Genomic DNA, 19853 nt, shown 5'->3' with positions numbered 1-19853 from the left:
ATTGCCAATATCAGATGTCACCAGTACTTGGCTGACGACGGCGACGTTTCGATGGTACAGGGCCTTTATTGGCATGCATATTACTATTAACTGTCTTATTAGCATCTATCTGTACAGTAGCACTTTGAATACCAGTATCTCGATTAGCTTTAGCAAGCTTAGCGCTTGATGCTTTAACGGGTTTCGGCGCTTTAGCAATGGCGTTATCAGTAGAGTCAGCAGCTGGTTTAGGCGCTTTTTTTGCGTACTTGCCAGCTGATTTGTCATTACTATTAGTGTCTATTTCCACTGCTTTTTTAGTACTACTAACTTCTGCGACAGTACCACTATTTTCAATCACAGTAGGCTGACGACGACGACGCTTATGCGGTATCGGCTCATTGTTCATACTGACAAGCGCTGGCGATTGCGCAGCGTTGCGCTCTGCATGAACGATGGTGCGCGCATTATTCGAAGATGACTGAGTTTCAATTAATGCTTGTTGCGTATGCAATCGACTTTTTGAAGCATTTACTTTATCAGCAGCTTTTGCTGGCGGCCGAAATTGACTGTCAGCCGATACTTTTTTGCCAGCTGTTTCTTGCATAGGCGCTTTTTGCGGCGCTCTAGGCAAGATTTTTTCTGAACCAGACAACTGCTTTTTAAGAGGCGGTACAACGTTGCCATGCTCGATAACAAACAGTGGTGCAGGTTTTAGCGTATGCTGCTGATTGCTACCATTATTACTGCTCGCCAAAGACAATTGCTGCAACTGTGCCAGCTCATTATTGTCTTGTGCGACTTGCTGCGGGCTGTAACCTTTGTTTTTTTGGTTAACAGATGTATGCTGACTGGCACGGCGGCGACGTGATGGCACATTTGAGGCATCATTGACCATCACTGATTTTGGATTGCCATTGCTCAGCGCTTTATCTTGATAGTCATTATCTATCTGATTTGGCTTAGCATTGTCATTTGAATTCTGCTGCTTTTGACGATTGCGTCCACGACCACGTTGACCTTGTTTATAAGCACCGCGGCGTATATTTTCATCAAAACCCTCAATCGCTTCATCTTGTTGCTGCTCAGACAAGGTTTGATAGGTCTGCCACCACTCGCCCATATCATTGGTCGATTCAGAAAGCGGATGCTCAGCATCGCCGCACTGCTCGCGCAATAACAAGAAATCAAAACCGGCACGAAAACGTGGATGCTCAGACAATTGCACAATTTGTTTGCTACGCGGCGCGGCTAATTTTGGCTGCAATATCCAGATATCACGGATAAACTGTTCAGCAAACTTAGGAATGGCGGTCTTAATACGTTGACGATCAATCACTTTGCCTGCTGCATGCATTTGGGCGTCCGCAAAAGGCATATTGCGCTTTTTGGCTTTTTCTAATTGATGTAAATAATTTTCCCACAGCAAAGCAGCATAAAAGAAAGCTGGATTGATGCTTTTGCCAGCGCCAATACGTTTATCGGTATTGATAGCCACTTGCTGCACAAGCGCGCTCGGCTCAGAGGGTGGATAAATGATTAAGCTATCAATTGCGCCTGACTCAAACAATAACGGCAATAATGGTACTAAATAGCCACCAGTAAACATCTTTTGCGTTTCATCATAAAGACGATGCGGAGAAATCTGCTCAAGTAGCGACCAATTGCCATCATGGAACTGTGCAGCTAATTCGCTATCAAAATCAAAGCCCAACTTGGCTTTAAAGCGTAGCGCACGCAGCAATCTAACCGGATCTTCTTCGATACGAATCGGTGCATTACCTAACAGGCGAATAATTTTATTATCAATATCTTCAAGCGCCCCGCAAAAATCATGAACCACACCTTTGAGCGGTTGATAATAAAGGGCATTGATAGAAAAATCACGACGGGCAAAATCTTGTTTGATATCGCCCCAGACATTGTCGCGCAAAATCATACCATCTTGATTGGTATTGGAATCATTGATAGGTGGACCACGAAAGGTCGCCACTTCGATAAGCTCACGTCCAGAGTACACATGCGCTAACTGAAAACGGCGACCGATAATACGGCAGCGTTTACCAAAGACGTCTTTAATCTCATGAGGCTTGGCATCAGTGACCGCATCGAAATCTTTTGGACGCAGACCTAGCAAGGTATCACGCACGCCTCCACCGACGATATAGGCGTCAAACCCAGCTCGGGTTAGGGTAGCGATTACTTCGGTAATGGAATTGGGTAATTCAGATTTATTCAGTTCTAACTGCTTGGCGGCACGCTCGGCCATGCATCTACTCCTTGCCTTTATTCTTAACCACCCTGACGAACACAGCGTCAATCAGGCGGATGTACCTGCTAGTTTAACAAATTTTGGCCATGGTGGGTGTATTTAGACATTTACTTACATGCTAATTTGTCAATATTAAGATTAATTAAAGCAAAATACAGCAATTAATCTTGCACTGTTAAACGTCCACGATTTTTCTCAACGGTTTTTGCACCAATTCCCTTCACTTTAGTTAATTCATCAACCGTTTTAAAGCGGCCAAACATCTCACGATATAGAATAATGGCTTGTGCTTTGCTGCTGCCAATACCATGCAGCAATGTCAGCTCGCCTTCTGTCGCTCGATTGATATTAATGATTGACTGCGTGCGCGCTTGAGTCTGCGATGTCTCTTGTGCCAGCAGGTATCTATAAGCGCTTTGGGCACTATCAAAACATGGAGCGGCATTAGCATTGCTGAGCATTATGACCATCATAGCTACACAACAACCAATGTCTAATAGCAAACTCATAATCGACTGTTTATTGGGTGCGTTCATGTAGTTTCGCCGCTTCCCATAACGCATCCATCTCGTTAATATCACTATCTTCTAAACGCTTGCCAGCTGCGGCTAATTGTTCTTCAATATAGCCAAAACGCGACTTAAATTTATGTATACAGGTCAACGTTGCTGTTTCGGCATCAAGGTTTAATTTGCGCGCCACATTAACCAGCGCAAACATACAATCACCCAGCTCTTTTTCGATATCAGTAATCTTTTCTTTTATCTCCTCTTTGGTCTTATTTACAATTTCAGCTTTTAGCTCGTTCACTTCTTCATCTAGCTTATCAAACGCGCCACTAATGCCTTCCCAATCAAAACCCAATTTTGATGCCTGCTTTTGCACCTCTTGCGCCTGCATAAGGGCACTACCTGCTTTGGTGTTATCTAAACGCCGTTTGGGTTTGCCCCGTACCGCACGTGTTTGCTCTTCCTCTATTTTAATTTCATCCCAGCGTACTTTTACCGCTGCGTCATCTGCAAGTATTTCTGCTTCGAAAACATGCGGATGGCGGCGAATCAGCTTTTCTTGTAAAGTGGTAATTACGTCACTCATATCAAAACGCCCTTGCTCAGCATACATCTGGCAATGAAAAATGACTTGAAGTAACACATCACCTAACTCGCCTTTAATATCTTCATCATCATCACTTTGTACCGCTTCAGCCAGTTCATAAGCTTCTTCGATCGCGTAAGGAATTAGGCTGTGATTGCTTTGTTTTTTATCCCAGGGACAATCGCTACGTAGCCGCGCCATCAACGCCAATAAATCGTCTAATTCACCGCTTGCAGCAGCTGTTCCTTGCACAGGTATGGGTGCCGAGATTTTCTTTTGTATAATACTCATAAGGGATGCTCTTATATTTTAATTTATTAGGCACAGGATAAAGCGACGTTCATAGCAATTGAGCAGTTAGTGTATCATTGATGCACAATTGACTTATAATCATGTTAATACTGAATTATTTTTCACTGCTCACGTGCAAGGAACCTTATTATTATGTCCACTTCTGCAACTATTGGCTATCAGCCAGCAACTGAATTTAACCCTATTATTATCAATTCATTTAAAGCGTATGATATCCGCGGCGAGCTTGGGGTCAATTTAGACGAAGACATTGCTTATCGTATTGGACGTGCCTTTGCACAGATTTTATTGCAACGTTATAGCACAGCTGATGGCACAGCTGAACTAAAAAATTTAAAGCCTGCTGTCGTTATTGGTAGTGATATCCGCCACTCAAGCGAGCAATTAAAACAAGCAACCATCAAAGGTATGCTGGACGCGGGTATTGACGTCATTGATTTGGGCATGACGGGCACGGAAGAGGTATATTTTGCTACCAGTCATTATCAGGCGTTGGGCGGCATTGAAGTCACTGCCAGTCACAATCCTATCAATTATAATGGCTTAAAACTGGTAAAAGAGCACTCAAAACCGATTAGTGCTGATGATGGTTTGGCAGAGATTCAAGCATTAGCAGAATCCGGGCAATTCACTGCTGATAACGCATTGGGCAAATTACAGCTGTTGACAGATAAAAGTGCCTATATCAATCATGTCATGACTTTCGTTGATATTAATAAATTAAAACCGTTAAAGCTGGTAATAAATTCAGGCAATGGCAGCGCAGGACCGGTAGTCGATTTATTGATTGATAAACTCATGCAAGCAGGCGCGCCTATTGAGGTGATTACATTACATCACACGCCTGATAGCAGCTTTCCAAATGGCATCCCCAACCCTATGATCGAAGCCAATAGAGTCGCCACTCAGCAAGCCGTATTAGAGAGTAAAGCCGACCTTGGTATTGCTTTTGATGGTGATTTTGATCGCTGCTTTTTATTCGATGAGTATGGTGATTTTATTGATGGTAGTTACATTGTCGGTATGCTCGCGCAAGCCTTTTTAAATAAATACCCAGCCGAATCCATCGTCTATGACCCGCGTGTGATATACAACACCGAAGCCGTCATTCATGAGCATAACGGCAACGCAGTCATTAGCAAGTCTGGACACTCCTTTATTAAGCAAGTCATGCGCGATTCTGGCGCCGTATATGGTGGCGAGATGTCTGCCCATCATTACTTTCGTGATTTTTTCTATTGCGATAGCGGCATGATTCCTTGGCTCTTAACCATTGAGTTATTATCCATCACAGGTAAGACCTTATCAGCATTGGTCAGCGGCTATATCAAGGCTTATCCAAGCTCAGGTGAGCTTAACTTTCGCCTGACCACTCATGATGCACCGACGATTATTAGCGCGATTGAAGTAAAGTTTAGCGCGCAAAACCCCACCAAATCTACCCTTGATGGCTTAAGTCTCAATTTTGGTGAATGGCGCTTTAATCTGCGTGCCTCTAATACAGAACCATTGATTCGATTAAATATTGAAAGTTGCGGTGATGCAGAGTTATTAGCCACCAAAATAGCAGACATTCAAAAATGGCTTGTGACTCAAGGGGCAATTGCTGCTTAAATTTCTATTTTAGCTAAAATCACTAAATCCTTAATCAAAAAGCGCCGATTAATATAGATATTAATCGGCGCTTTTTAAATTATCTTATTGTGCTTTATATACTATCGTTGAAATACTTTAAAGTCGCTACCGTACTACTGGTGTAAATTTTTTGCAGCCTCTGTCTGCGTAGGCACAGCAAGCAAGAAAAATTTGCACCAGTAGTAGGTGTTGTATCGATATTACTTTTCACCGACTATATTATCACCGATAAAACCCATTACTTAGCGCGACCAATACCCATATAATCACCAACTAAGCTGTCAATTTGCAAACTTGTTAATACATTTTGTGCATCAAATACAGGTATTGCTTGCTGATTTAATGATGTCACATCAAGTTGATCTTCCGGTGACCAACTGACAATAAAGACCGCCTGCGCTTTATCCAACTGCTGATAAGGACTGTCCATCAATTCAAGTAAAGGCTGTTGTCCGTAAAGTGCCGCGAGCTCAGTCTGTGCTTTATCACTATAGACCAAAGTACGAATATTATAAGACCACAGTAACGCTAATAAGGGATGAATGGCTGAACCTGCCGTCCGCCCTGAGCCGGCTTTATAACTACCGCCCCAAATCATGACCGTTTTATTGTCGATAAAACCATCAAAATATTGCCAAAATTTGCGGAAGATCAATTCTTTTTGATCTTCATTGATGTGGATGACCGACTGTAATAATCGCATGGCTAAGCTTTGCTCATTGCTTGATTGCTGTAACATTAACAATTCAGCCGGTAAGGTATGACCACCAAAGCCCCAACCTGCTTGTAAGTAGCTATTACCCACGCGCTCATCAAGTCCCATGATATGACTGACCTGCTGGATATCGACTTTTTGACTATCCGCCAAGCGAGACATCTCATTCATAAAACTGACCCGCGTTGCCAGCATCGCCATGATGCTACTGCGCGCAAACTCTATGGTCGCAATATCAGCATAATGAGTAGCACGCGCATGCTGCATTAATGGCTGTAGCATACCCAAATGATGACGGCTATTAGGCGTTTTTTCACCGAGTAACCATAATGACGGATTTAACATCGAGCTATAAGCGTCGCCATCTTTTAAGAAGACGAACGGTAGATAATAGACCCAAGCGCGCTTTAAGCGCTGAGACAATGCAGCTATAGTGCCAAGCTGCTTAATACCACTCATCATTAGCGGTTGCGCCTGCTGATGACTATGATTGAAAGCCGTAAGCCAATCATCCTCTATCCATACTGAATCGATACTGTCTAAAAATAACCAATATAGTGCTACTGTTTTTGGCTCATTAATTTCTTGGCTCTCATTAATTTCTTGGCTCTCATTGGTAAAAAGGCTGTTATTATGGTTTGCTGTTTCATAGCACTGGATTAGCTTATCAGCAGCATTGGGCAGTGCATAACTCATAATGTGATGCTGCTGCGTATACATCTGCCATAACGCTTGTAAGTGATGCTCAAAGCTATATTGCTGTAGCTGCTGCGCCAATAACTCCTTATCTGCATATAAATGAACGCGTTGACCAAGACTTGCCAGTACCACAGCACTGGTCACCGCCTCGATACTATGACCGATAAGCACGCAAACAGCAGACTCTCTTGCCAAATGGCTAAGCGAATTTGGTTCAGATTGGGGTATATTCTTATCCATAGCATCAGTGCTCATGAGTTTACCTTTAATAATTATTGACTGAATAGCAGCGCTATCAAGACAGCTCTTTAATATGTTTTAATAGCTGATTGGTTGAGGTATCAAATTGCGCTCCTCTCTCTTGCTGCATTGCATCATGAACCGACTCTGCCATCTGCTTGCCCATCTCAACCCCCCATTGGTCAAATGGATTGATATCCCAGATACTTGCCATGACATAAACCTTATGTTCATAAAGTGCTATCAGCGCCCCTAAGCTATGTGGAGTGAGCTCATCCAGAAGTAAGGTTGTAGAAGGCTGGTTACCTCGATAATATTTATATTTATCAGCATCACAAGCGACTTGGCCATCAGATTCAGCGATAGCCGCATTACCAAAAGCCAGTACACGGCTTTGCGCCAAACAGTTGGCTAAAGACAGCTCATGCTGCTGCTGTAGCGGGGTATTCTTTGCCTCATCACTGTAGCGACGTACACAAGCGATAAAATCACAAGAGACTTGCTGCGTCCCTTGATGCAGCAGCTGATAAAAAGCATGTTGGGCATTGGAGCCAATCTCACCCCAAAGAATTGGACAGGTATCATAATCAATACGGTCACCATGTTGGGTCACCGATTTACCATTACTTTCCATCTCAAGCTGAGTTAAATAACTGGGTAAATAGCTTAAGCGCCCATCATAAGGCAACACCGTATGAGCATTTACTTGCAAAAAGGTACTATTCCAAACCGCAATTAAACCTAATAATACCGGCACGTTTTTTGCAAAATCTGCCTGCGCAAAATGATCATCCATACTGTGCGCGCCTGCCAACAGTTCTTTAAATCCAGACATGCCAATACGAATAGCAATGGCAAGACCAATCGCTGACCACAATGAAAAACGACCCCCTACCCACTCCCAAAGCTGCAACTGATGTTCAGGATGAATACCCCAAGCGCTCATTTTCTGACCATTGGCCGAGATACCTATAAAGTGGCGGCGGCGTACACTGTCTTCAGTGCCCGCACGCAGTTTCGCGGTAGCAAGCAGCCATGATAAGGCTGTTTTGGCATTGGATAACGTATCAACGGTACCAAAGGATTTGGATGAGATAATAAATAAAGTAGTTTCAGGATTTAGATGTTTTAGCAAATTATCCAGCTGCGTGCCATCCATATTGGAGACGAAATGTACTTCAACACAGGTATCCGCCCACTCATCAAGGGCAGTAGTTGCCATAAGCGGTCCTAAATCAGAACCCCCTACACCAATATTGACAACATCTGTAATGGCTTGACCTGAAAACCCGCGCCACGTCCCACTACGTACACGCTCAGATAAGCGTTCAACTTGCAGCAAGCTTTGATGTACGTCTGCAACGACATCTTGCGTATCAAGTTGTAAGCTTGCAGTGGCAGGCAATCGTAGTGCGGTATGCAAAGCGGCACGTTCTTCACTGGTATTTACCATTGCCCCTTGCAGCAAAGACTGAATACGAGCAGCCAACTCACAACTATTTGCCAAATTTAATAAGTTTTCTAGCACAGCATCATCAATACACTGCTTGCTATAATCCATATATAGCGCACCAGCCTGCATGCTAAAATGTTGGGTACGCGTATTATCTTGTGCAAACAAGGCAGCCAATGACCATGGCGATTCAGCTAAGGTTTGCAGCTGCTGCCAATATTTAGAATGACGGGCACTGCTATACACTTTATTGTCTTTTGTATCGTTCATTAACTACTCTTCATCGGCTAATTGCTGCTGAGCAAAATACATAAAGGCTTGCATGTAAGAGCGCATATCGCCGGCATCATAACTGTTACCGCGCATGGTCGTGACATTGACACCATATTCACTGATAAGTGCATCAATAGCATCTGTCAACTGAATCTCTCCGCCAACTGAAGCTTTGGTATTCGCCAGATAGTCAAAAATATGGTGGCTAAAGACATAGCGACCAACCACGGCGAGTCTTGAGGGTGCATCAACTACATTTGGTTTTTCTACAAAACCTGCCACTTTAAAGCTAATATTTGCATCTATTTCATTATCTACACTACTTACACCACTCAACGCTTCATTTAGTTGAGCAATACCATATTTATGTACGTCTTCATCAGCAACCTTGTCTACCAATATCTGTGAATGGTTATCTTTAGCAAAAGCGTCCATCATAAAAGCTAAATTATCAGCAGACATATCACCGTTAAAGGGATCAAGTACCACATCTGGTAAGAGTACCGCAAAATCATGCTGACCAATAATCGGACGTGCAGCAAGCACCGCATGCCCCAAACCTAATGGCTGACCCTGACGTATCATTGATATGGTCACATCATCTGGTAGCCAATTTAAGCTGTCTGCTAGCTCATCTTTGCCCTTATCACGCAATTGATTATCCAGCTCGGCATTGATGTCAAAGTAGTTTTCAATCGCGCTTTTTTGCGCATGACCGACTAAGACGATATGTTTAATGCCGGCAGCAATAGCTTCTTCAACTACATAATGAATGGCAGGGCGATTACCAAGCGGCAATAGTTCTTTAGGTACTGACTTAGACAATGGCAACATACGAGTGCCAAAGCCTGCAACGGGTATCACCGCGTGAGTAATTTTTTTCATAGGGATTAATAGACGCTTAGATAAGAAGGGATAAGGGTTGGTCTTCTGTGGTGCTTATACTAGATTATAACCATTTGGATTCATACTTTGCCAACGCCATGTATCTTGACACATATCTGTGATAGAAAGGGTTGCTTGCCATCCTAATAGCTCTCTTGCTTTATCAGCACTGGCATAGCAACTGGCGATATCACCCGCTCGGCGATCAACAAATTGAAAAGGAATATTCTGACCCGATACAACAGAAAACGCTCTGAGCAACTCTAAGACCGAAGTGCCCTTTCCTGTCCCTAAATTGATAGGTAAAAAACCCAAACTTTGGGGTTGCTGCTTTAAATAATTGAGCGCGGCTACATGCCCTTCAGCCAAGTCAGTCACATGAATAAAATCACGTACCCCAGTGCCATCGACGGTAGCATAGTCATTGCCAAAAATGCTTAACTTATCAAGCTTACCAACAGCGACTTGAGAGATATAAGGCATTAGATTATTCGGAATATCATTAGGATCTTCACCAATACTCCCTGACGAATGTGCCCCGACAGGATTAAAGTATCTCAAAGGAATAAGACTCCAGCTCTTATCTGATGCTGCCAAATCTTCCAAGATATGCTCAACGGTAAGCTTACTTTGCCCATAAGGATTGGTACAAGAGCGTTTCGAGCGTTCATCAATCGGTAGCGTTTCAGGATCGCCATAGACCGTAGCTGATGAAGAAAAAACAAAGTTTTTAACGTCATGCTCTTTCATGATTTCAAGTAAGTTAATCGTTCCACTCACATTATTATCATAATACATCAGTGGTTTAGCAACAGATTCGCCAACCGCTTTTAGACCGGCAAAGTGAATCACGCCAAAAAATGGCTGCGCGGCAAATACTTGTCTGAGTGACTCAGTATTTCGAACATCACCTTCGATAAATTCGATAGGCTGTCCAATAAGGCTAGAGACGCGATTTACCGCTTCACGACTACTATTAGATAAATTGTCATATATCACGACATCATAGCCTGCTTCATGCAGTGCAATACAAGTATGTGAACCGATATATCCTGCGCCGCCAGTGACTAAAATTTTATGCTTCATACCCACACTCACAGCTATTTTTAAAACAAAAAAGACACCCCATTGTAGGGGTGCCTTCATTATTTTTCAACGTCATTTGAGTATTAGCAGCCAGTTATCTGCTGATATTACCAGCCTGTCACTTCTTTTAGTTTCTCACCCAATTTTGATGGGTCACGCGTGTAAGCAATGCCTGCCGCTTCGAACGCTTTAAATTTATCTTCAGCAGTACCTTGACCACCAGAGATGATAGCGCCGGCATGACCCATACGCTTGCCTTCAGGAGCAGTAACACCAGCGATATAACCAACAACTGGCTTAGTTACGTGATCTTTGATATAAGCGGCTGCTTCTTCTTCAGCAGTACCACCGATTTCACCGATTAGGATAATCGCTTCAGTTTGTGGATCTTCTTGGAACAATTTCAATGCATCAATCTGGTTCATACCAGGAATCGGATCGCCACCGATACCGATACACGTTGATTGACCAAAACCAAGTGTAGTGGTTTGAGCAACGGCTTCATAGGTCAAAGTACCAGAGCGTGAGATGATACCCACTTTACCTGGCAAATGGATATGACCTGGCATGATGCCGATTTTGCACTGACCTGGGGTGATAACGCCTGGGCAGTTAGGACCAATTAGACGTACATCGCCCGCTTCTTCAAGATAGCGTTTGGCTTTTAGCATATCAAGCGTTGGTACGCCTTCAGTGATAACAACAATTAGCTTTACACCAGCGTCAATTGCTTCGATGATAGAATCTAGTACAAAAGGAGCTGGTACATAGATAACAGAAGCATCTGCTTGGGTAGCTGCCATTGCTTCGTTCATGGTGTTGAATACTGGTAAACCTAGGTGCGTTTGACCGCCTTTACCTGGGGTTACGCCGCCAACAACCTTAGTACCATATTCGATGGCTTGTTCTGAGTGAAACGTACCATTTTTACCCGTAAAACCTTGAACCAATACCTTGGTGTCTTTATCAATTAATACACTCATTATTTTATCCTTGTATACGGTTGTCTTATAGGCGCCTGCCTATCCAGCCCTCGTTAAATGTTAACGGCGGCAGAATGACAGCAAACGCCTTAGACTCTTGAGCAATTAAGCTTTAACAGCGTCAACAATTTTTTGAGCGGCGTCTGATAAACCTTGAGCTGAGATCAATTTCAGACCAGATTCTTCTAGGATTTTCGCGCCTAGCTCAGCATTGTTACCCTCTAAACGGACAACGACTGGTACTTTAACATCAACTTCTTTGATAGCAGCGATTATGGCTTCTGCAATCATGTCACAACGTACGATACCACCGAAAATGTTGATCAAAACACCTTCAACGCTGCTGTCTTCAAGAATGATCTTAAATGCTTCAACAACGCGATCTTTGGTTGCACCGCCGCCAACGTCCAAGAAGTTAGCAGGCTTGCCGCCGTACAATTTGATGATGTCCATCGTTGCCATGGCAAGACCGGCACCGTTTACCATACAACCGATATTGCCTTCTAGCGCAACATAGTTTAGATCAAACTCAGCCGCTTTAAGCTCACGCTCATTCTCTTGTGATTTGTCTTGTAGCGCAGCAATTTTAGGCAGACGATACAAAGCGTTTGAGTCGATACTAATTTTGCCATCAACACAAACAATCTCGCCATTTTCGCGCACGGCTAATGGGTTGATCTCAAGTAAATCAATGTCGTTTTCAACGAATGCTTGATAAGCGCCAGTCATCAATTTAACGAACTGACTGATTTGCTTGCCTTCTAAACCCAATTTAAACGCCACTTCACGCGCTTGAAATGGCAATAAACCAACCAGTGGATCAATACTTACTTTAAAGATTTTTTCAGGGGTTTCTTCTGCAACTTTCTCAATCTCAACACCACCTTCAGTTGATGCCATAAACGTCACACGACGTGAAGAGCGATCAACAACAGCGCCAAGATATAGCTCAGTTTGTACTGGGTACATATCTTCTGCAACCAAAACGAAGTTCACTGGCTGACCAGCGGCATCCGTTTGATAAGTTACAAGGTTAGTACCGATAAGCTCATCAGTCACTTGCTTGGCTTCTTCGCGAGTCTTAACCAATTTAACGCCGCCCGCTTTACCGCGACCACCAGCATGAACCTGTGCTTTGATGACTGCGATATCGGTTGGGGTTTTATCAAAAGCTGCCGCTGCTTCGTCGCCACTGTAGGCAATGAGGCCTTCTTGAATTGGCAAGCCATAGCTTTTCAATAGCTCTTTTGCTTGATACTCATGTAAATTCATTGATTGAATCCTTTATTTTTACTATTAGTAAAAAATAAAAACCTATACATTGTAGAATATTCTACTGTACTTAAGACCAAGGCATCATTCAAAATAGTCATTCAAAATAGTCATTCAAACAGTGCGATGATCATGTCATCATTTAATAAGCATTTAATACACTTAAAATATCTTTAGCCGTTAAAATCATTTACGTTTTTTACGTTGGATGGCGTGAATCGCACGACCATCTGCTGACAATGCTGCTTCATGTACTGCTTCAGAGATGGTTGGATGCGCAAACGTCATCAACTGTAAATCTTCGATGCTTGATACAAATTCCATCGCAATCATACCTTGATGGACGATGTCGCCTGCACCAGCAGAAATCGCATGCATACCTAACAAACGGTCTGTTTTGGCATCAGCAACCACTTTGATAGAACCTTGAGCTTCACTTTGAGCCAAGGCACGACCGTTAGCGGCTAGATTAAATGAACCGGTTTTGACTTCATAACCTGCGGCTTCTGCTTCTTGCTCTGTTAAACCAACCCATGCGATTTCTGGATGCGTATAGATGACGTTAATGATAGTGTCGTAATTCACTTGTGCTTTATCGCCATGAATACGCTCAACGGCCATCATGCCCTCTTCCATGGCTTTATGCGCAAGCATAGGACCACGTACCAAGTCACCGATGGCATAAACGCCATCAAGATTGGTTTTGCACTGATCGTTAACATCAATCAAACCGCGTTCGGTCAATTGAATACCACTGTCTTCACCTAATAATTTTTCAGAGTAAGCGCGACGACCGACACAAACGATAAGCTTATCAAAGCTCTCTTCACTAGATTCGCCTTTGGCTTCACTGGTAACGATCACTTGATCGCCTTTAACTTCAGCATTGGTTACTTTAGTATCGACACGGATATCAAGACCTTGCTTTTTCAGCATTTTGCCTGCTTCTTTGGCAATGTCTTTATCAGCAGCGGCTAAGAAGCTAGGTAGTGCTTCATACACCACGACTTCTGCGCCAAGGCGACGCCATACTGAACCAAGCTCAAGACCAATAACACCGGCACCAATCACGCCTAAACGTTTAGGTACGGCAGTGAAGTCAAGTGCGCCAGTAGAATCAACGATACGATCGCCGTCTGTTTTGGCAACTGGAATATCAATTGGCACTGAACCTGCCGCCAAGATAACGTTTTTTGCAGTAATAGTGGTTTCGCTATCATCAGCAAGTGCGGTAAATTTAACTTTTTTGTCATTACCTTTACCGTCAACCAACGTACCCCAGCCTTGTAGCCAGTCAACGCCATTGCCTTTTAATAAGGCTGCAATGCCGCCAGTCAACTGCTTCACGATGCCTTCTTTACGGGCAATCATTTGTTCGATATCGATAGCAACGTCGCCAGTGCTAATGCCATGCTCAGCAAGGTCGTGCTTGGTCGCTTCATAGCGATGCGAGCTGTCAAGTAACGCTTTTGATGGGATACAACCGACGTTTAAGCAAGTACCGCCAAGCGCAGGCTCGCCTTTATAAACGCGTTTTTCGATACAAGCCACGCTCATACCAAGTTGTCCTGCACGGATTGCCGCTTCATAACCACCAGGTCCGCCGCCGATGACGACTAAATCATAACTGTCTTTCATAATACGTTCCTATTTTAATTTTAAGTATCATATAAACCAATTTTATCTCGTTAGTAAACCATCGACTTATCTATTCGATAACCAATACGATATCTAAGTGTTAGATAATAGATGCGTTTAAAAAGACAATAAAGATGGCTGCTGAGTATTCTTAGCTTATTGCTCATAAGATAAAACTGAAAAAGCTAAAAGGCATTGAAAGATAATCTATACAAAACTAAAAAGCTTGTATCAGTCATCACTGATACAAGCCTAAAAACTTAAAGATCTAAGAGTAGCATAGTAGGGTCTTCAACCAATTCTTTCAATGTTACTAAGAATTGTACCGCTTCTTTACCATCAATCATACGATGGTCATAAGACAATGCAAGATACATCATTGGCAAGATTTTAACTTCGCCATTAACCGCCATAGGACGGTCATTGATCGCATGCATACCCAAGATAGCGGTTTGTGGTGGGTTCAAGATAGGTGTTGACATCAATGAACCAAATACACCACCGTTTGAGATGGTAAACGTACCGCCAACCATGTCTTCTAGACCAAGCTTTCCTTCTTGTGCTTTACCACCAAACTCACGAATCTTGGCTTCAACATCTGCCATGCTCATACGATCAGTATCACGCAATACTGGTACTACAAGACCACGGTTAGAAGATACGGCAACACCGATGTCATAGTAACCATGATAAACAATATCATCACCGTCTAATGACGCGTTGACAGCTGGGTAGCGTTTTAGTGCTTCAGTCGCCGCTTTTACGAATAACGACATAAAGCCTAAACGTGTGCCATGACGCTTTTCAAACTGATCTTTATACTTAGTACGCATGTCCATCAACGGTTTCATGTTGACTTCGTTGAACGTCGTTAGCATTGCCGTTTCTTGAGAAGCGGCTAGCAGACGATTCGCGATTGTCTTACGTAGACGTGTCATTGGCACGCGTTTCTCTGTACGCTCGCCAACTGCCTCAGCAACAGGACGACCACTATCAGAAGTGATTGAGCTGTCCGCTTTTAACGTTGGGTTTGACATATCAGTTTTGGTCACACGACCGCCGCGACCACTGCCTTCAACGTTTTTAGGATCTACACCAGAGACTTTAGCCGCTTTACGTACCGCTGGGCTTTGATCTTTATGATCAGCTTCAGCAGACGCTTGTGCTGGCTCGCCGCCATCTGTTGCTTGCTTAGGTTGTACTGGCGCAGCTGGTTGATCTGGATCAACAGCAGGAGCCGCTTCAGCACTGGCGCTAGCACCAGCTTCAAATTCAGCAATCAGCTCATCAGACAACACGGTATCGTCTACTTGCTTAACGATTCTGGTCACAACACCGTTATCAGGCGCGACCACTTCCAATACAACTTTGTCAGTTTCGATTTCAGCTAATAGGTCATCACGGTTTACTTGCTGACCTTCAGTGACATGCCATTCAACGATTGTACCATCGGCAACCGATTCTGGAAAAACGGGGGCTTTAATTTCAGCCATCGATATACTCCTTAGATTTGGATATTACTATTTATAATTAAGTCGTGATAGGCAGTCAGCACCATGTAAAAACGTGATATTTAAATTGTCTCACTGGGTACTGACTGTCATCGCCTGATTCATTGATTACATACAATCTGTTATTTAGTTATTTAGATGAGCAATTAAATAGACAGCTCATCTACACTGATACCAAGACCACCAGCGATTAAATCTTGTTGTTGCTTAACGTGTAATTTTGCTGACCCTGTCGCAGGTGCTGCACTGGCAGGACGTGCCACCGGCTCCATAACTTTTGCTCTGGTTGGATGCGGTACGACAATGCGGAACATATGTGGTGCTAAGTAATACCAAGCCCCTTGATTCAATGGCTCTTCTTGCGTCCAAACGATTTCTTTTAAGTTGCTGTATTTTTCGATTTCAGCAATTAAGCGTTTTTCTGGTAAAGGATAGAGCTGCTCGATACGAACGATTGCCACATGGTCTAAACCTAGCGCACGGCGCTGTTCTAGTAATTCATAATAAACCTTGCCGCCACATAGCACCATACGAGTCACATTGTCCGGATTTTGCTGATCCATCTCTGGCAACACGGTTTCAAACTTACCATTTGCCAATTCTTCTAATTGAGAAGTCGCAAGCTTATGACGTAGCAAACTCTTTGGCGACATAACAATTAGTGGTTTACGAATTGGGCGAACCGCCTGACGACGTAGCGCGTGATAAATCTGTGCAGGAGTCGTTGGTGTGATGACTTGCATATTATCTTCGGCACATAACTGCAAGAAGCGTTCAAGACGGGCTGATGAATGCTCAGGACCTTGACCTTCAAAGCCGTGAGGCAATAGCATGGTCAAACCACAAACACGCTGCCATTTGGTCTCGCCACTAGCGATAAATTGGTCGATCACCACTTGCGCGCCGTTGACAAAATCACCGAACTGCGCTTCCCAAACAACCAATGCATTTGGTACTGTCGTCGCGTAACCGTATTCAAAAGCCAGTACCGCTTCTTCTGATAATAAAGAGTTATAAGTCGAAAAGCGTGCTTGGTCTTCACTCATGTGAGCAAGTGGCACATACATGCTGCCATCTTCAATATTGTATAGCTCGCTATGACGATGTGAGAACGTACCACGGCCTACATCTTCGCCAGTAATACGTACCAGCACTTTATCATTATTGACCAGTGACGCGTATGCCAATGTCTCAGCCGCACCCCAGTTCAAAGGCTCTTCACCGGTTTGCATGGCCAAGCGCTGCTCAACAACTTTTTGTACTTGACGCTGTAGCTTATAGCCTTCAGGCATTTGCGCCATGCGACGACCATAACCTTTTAATACTTCGATATCGACACTGGTATCCCAATCATCGACCAAATCATGACCCAAATAAGGTTTCCAATCGACAAATAGCTGCTCATTAGGCTCGTTTACCAGTGAGTTGGCAACGTATTCACCGCGGTCTAACGATTCACGGTATTCATCTTCTAAACGCGTTTCATCTTCTTTACTCAGCAAACCTTCTGCGATCAGATTTTGCGCGTAAATAGTACGAGTCGTTGGTAGTTTTTTGATCACTGCATACATTAATGGCTGGGTAGCTGAAGGTTCATCGGCCTCATTGTGACCGTTACGGCGATAGCAGAAGAGATCTATGATGATGTCTTTATCAAACTCATAACGATAATCTAATGCCAATTGCGCGGCAAATACCACAGACTCAGGATCGTCACCGTTGACGTGTAAAATTGGCGCATGAACCATTTTTGCCACATCAGTACAGTATTCTGTCGAGCGCAAGTCTTCTTGGCGACTGGTGGTAAAACCAACTTGGTTATTGATAACAATATGTAGTGTGCCACCCGTGGTATAAGCACGGGTTTGTGACATCTGGAAAGTCTCTTGCACTACGCCCTGACCTGCGAATGCGGCATCACCATGAACAACGATTGGCAATACTGAATTGCCCGCCTTGTTTTCATGAAGTGACTGATCATTGCGACGTACTTGACGCGCACGTACTGAGCCTTGCAATACAGGAGCAACGATTTCAAGATGTGATGGGTTAAACGCTAACGCTAAATGCGCCTCGCCACCTGGCGTCATCACGTTCGATGAAAAACCATTGTGATATTTAACGTCGCCTGAGCCTTTTTCTGGCTGTACTTTGCCATCAAACTCATCAAACAAATCGGCAGGGTTTTTACCCAAGATATTAACCAATAAGTTTAGACGCCCACGGTGCGCCATACCAATAACCATCTCTTTGGTGCCATAACCGCCAGCACGTTGGATGATTTCATTGATAGCTGGAATAAAGCTCTCGCCACCTTCCAAACCAAAACGCTTAACGCCGGTATATTTACGCGCAAGGTACTTCTCTAAACCTTCCGCTGCGGTCAAACGCTCAAGAATAGACAAGCGTTTTTCTGTATCAAAAGAGATGTGACCTAGATTGGTTTCTAAGTATTTTTCCATCCAGCGCTTTTCTGTGCTAGTGGTCACGTGCATATACTCTACGCCGATATAACGGCAATAGACGCGCTCCATGATCTCAATGATTTCACGTAACGATGCTTCATTTTTACCAATATTTAGATCATTAGTAGGGAATACCGTATCAAGATCCGCTTCAGAAAGATTGTGATAGGCAAGGGTTAAATCCTCTACTTCCGCACGTGGGTATAAACTTAATGGATCTAACTGTGCACGGCGATGACCGCGACGACGGTAAGCTGAGATGAGCTGCTGTACGCCCATTTGCTTATTATCACCAACATTGTTGCGATGACCTCTAGCTGAGCTATTGGTGTCAGTACTGACCTTATTAGCCGTCTGATTACGGGCTAATAACAAAAACTGGTCTTTAATGGCATTGTGTGGCTCATCATTTGGCGATTTGTATTGTTCAAAATACGTTTGCCAATCAGTGCCAACACTATTAGGATCTTCTAAATACTGCTCGTAGAGGATATCAATATAATTGGCGTTATCAGCGGCCAATTCTGTGTTATCTACGCTCGCTGCTTCTTTAGTTATACTATTCATAATAATCGTCTATTTGATAGATAAATGAATGGAATCGTGCTTATTATTGTGGAATCTGTTGTATATGGGTGGCTCAGCTATTTAATAAATAGCTTTTTAACAATAAACAATTAACATAGAACATCACTCAAATTATTTGCGAACGTTCAGTTTTGTTATGTCACTCTTCGCAAAACATTAATTTATATGATGCTATCAGTTATCACTGAATTGTTGTTTAAAACATTTTTGTCAAATTTTTTTCAGCTGGCTTACTTATCAGTCATTTCTGCTGAATAACTTGGCTATTGTAGCTTTGTAATGACTATTTGACAAATTATACACTGCCGTATAGCGTAACATGCCTACCTTTGTAGCCATAGTTTGTTTGTTCAATACTAGGTATTTATACAATGAATATCTAGTATCAATTTGAGCAACTTATATCTGATTGACATTCTGCATATTCATACATTACTGCTATGCATCAGTTTCAACCTCAGTATTATATACCTTCTATAGTAGATCCACTGTAAAACCGATACAGTGCGACTGGGATGAATTTTTCGTAGCCTCTGTGATAGCAGCAAGCAAGAGAAGTTTATACCAGTCACACCTCTTTAATAACGTATCGATTTTATTTTGAACCGACTATACTAACGTCATTCACCTTTATAATATAACAATGAGAGCGTAATTTTCTGCGCTTAATCATTGCTATCGACAATTATATAGAGAGACGAGCCAGATAGCAGGTCATCTTACACATGAGCAACGTATAGTCGGTGAAAAGT

At 43.1% G+C, this 19853-nt stretch carries 13 protein-coding genes; 1 reads left to right on the top strand and 12 read right to left on the bottom strand.

The genetic code is table 11. The features are described from left to right. Positions 1-10: 10 nt before the first annotated feature. The 3 genes from pcnB to mazG form a co-directional block, all read right to left on the bottom strand. A complete protein-coding gene (pcnB, locus tag PSYC_RS00585) occupies positions 11-2248 on the bottom strand; it encodes a polynucleotide adenylyltransferase PcnB (protein WP_011279427.1) in 2238 nt (745 codons plus the stop codon). 164 nt (positions 2249-2412) lie between these two features. Then, the gene (locus tag PSYC_RS00580; RefSeq protein WP_041757411.1) at positions 2413-2787 is read right to left on the bottom strand and encodes a ComEA family DNA-binding protein; all 375 of its coding nucleotides are present in this window, start codon (positions 2785-2787) and stop codon (positions 2413-2415) included. Further along, on the bottom strand, positions 2771-3637 hold the full coding sequence (gene mazG, locus PSYC_RS00575) for a nucleoside triphosphate pyrophosphohydrolase (RefSeq protein ID WP_011279425.1): 867 nt from the start codon (positions 3635-3637) through the stop codon (positions 2771-2773). Before mazG ends, PSYC_RS00580 begins: the two co-directional genes overlap by 17 nt. Before the next feature lie 153 nt (positions 3638-3790). On the opposite strand from mazG, the gene PSYC_RS00570 reads away from it, so the two are divergent. Further along, a complete protein-coding gene (locus PSYC_RS00570) occupies positions 3791-5272 on the top strand; it encodes a phosphomannomutase/phosphoglucomutase (RefSeq protein WP_011279424.1) in 1482 nt (493 codons plus the stop codon). Between the two features lie 259 nt (positions 5273-5531). Here PSYC_RS00570 and PSYC_RS00565 read toward each other — a convergent pair whose 3' ends face one another. The 9 genes from PSYC_RS00565 to PSYC_RS00525 form a co-directional block, all read right to left on the bottom strand. Then, positions 5532-6962: a UDP-glucose/GDP-mannose dehydrogenase family protein gene (locus PSYC_RS00565; protein WP_011279423.1), complete on the bottom strand. Its 1431-nt coding sequence runs from the start codon at positions 6960-6962 to the stop codon at positions 5532-5534. A 40-nt stretch (positions 6963-7002) separates the two neighbouring features. Further along, positions 7003-8670, bottom strand: coding sequence for a glucose-6-phosphate isomerase (pgi, locus tag PSYC_RS00560; protein WP_011279422.1), 1668 nt, complete (start codon positions 8668-8670; stop codon positions 7003-7005). 3 nt (positions 8671-8673) lie between these two features. After that, a complete protein-coding gene (locus PSYC_RS00555) occupies positions 8674-9558 on the bottom strand; it encodes a UTP--glucose-1-phosphate uridylyltransferase (protein ID WP_011279421.1) in 885 nt (294 codons plus the stop codon). A gap of 54 nt (positions 9559-9612) precedes the next feature. Next, positions 9613-10644, bottom strand: coding sequence for a UDP-glucose 4-epimerase GalE (galE, locus tag PSYC_RS00550; RefSeq protein WP_011279420.1), 1032 nt, complete (start codon positions 10642-10644; stop codon positions 9613-9615). 107 nt (positions 10645-10751) lie between these two features. Then, positions 10752-11627, bottom strand: coding sequence for a succinate--CoA ligase subunit alpha (gene sucD, locus PSYC_RS00545; protein ID WP_011279419.1), 876 nt, complete (start codon positions 11625-11627; stop codon positions 10752-10754). Between the two features lie 105 nt (positions 11628-11732). Further along, complete coding sequence (sucC, locus tag PSYC_RS00540) at positions 11733-12899, bottom strand: ADP-forming succinate--CoA ligase subunit beta (RefSeq protein ID WP_011279418.1); 1167 nt, start codon at positions 12897-12899, stop codon at positions 11733-11735. A 186-nt stretch (positions 12900-13085) separates the two neighbouring features. Continuing rightward, on the bottom strand, positions 13086-14537 hold the full coding sequence (gene lpdA, locus PSYC_RS00535; protein WP_011279417.1) for a dihydrolipoyl dehydrogenase: 1452 nt from the start codon (positions 14535-14537) through the stop codon (positions 13086-13088). A 260-nt stretch (positions 14538-14797) separates the two neighbouring features. Beyond that, the gene (gene odhB, locus PSYC_RS00530; RefSeq protein ID WP_011279416.1) at positions 14798-16030 is read right to left on the bottom strand and encodes a 2-oxoglutarate dehydrogenase complex dihydrolipoyllysine-residue succinyltransferase; all 1233 of its coding nucleotides are present in this window, start codon (positions 16028-16030) and stop codon (positions 14798-14800) included. 164 nt (positions 16031-16194) lie between these two features. Next, positions 16195-19080, bottom strand: coding sequence for a 2-oxoglutarate dehydrogenase E1 component (locus PSYC_RS00525; RefSeq protein WP_011279415.1), 2886 nt, complete (start codon positions 19078-19080; stop codon positions 16195-16197). Positions 19081-19853 lie beyond the last annotated feature (773 nt).

Origin of the sequence: Psychrobacter arcticus 273-4, from assembly GCF_000012305.1 — a bacterium.
GTDB lineage: Bacteria > Pseudomonadota > Gammaproteobacteria > Pseudomonadales > Moraxellaceae > Psychrobacter > Psychrobacter arcticus.
The sequence above is the reverse complement of the archived record's forward strand: the minus strand, read 5'-3'. Positions and strand labels throughout refer to the sequence as shown.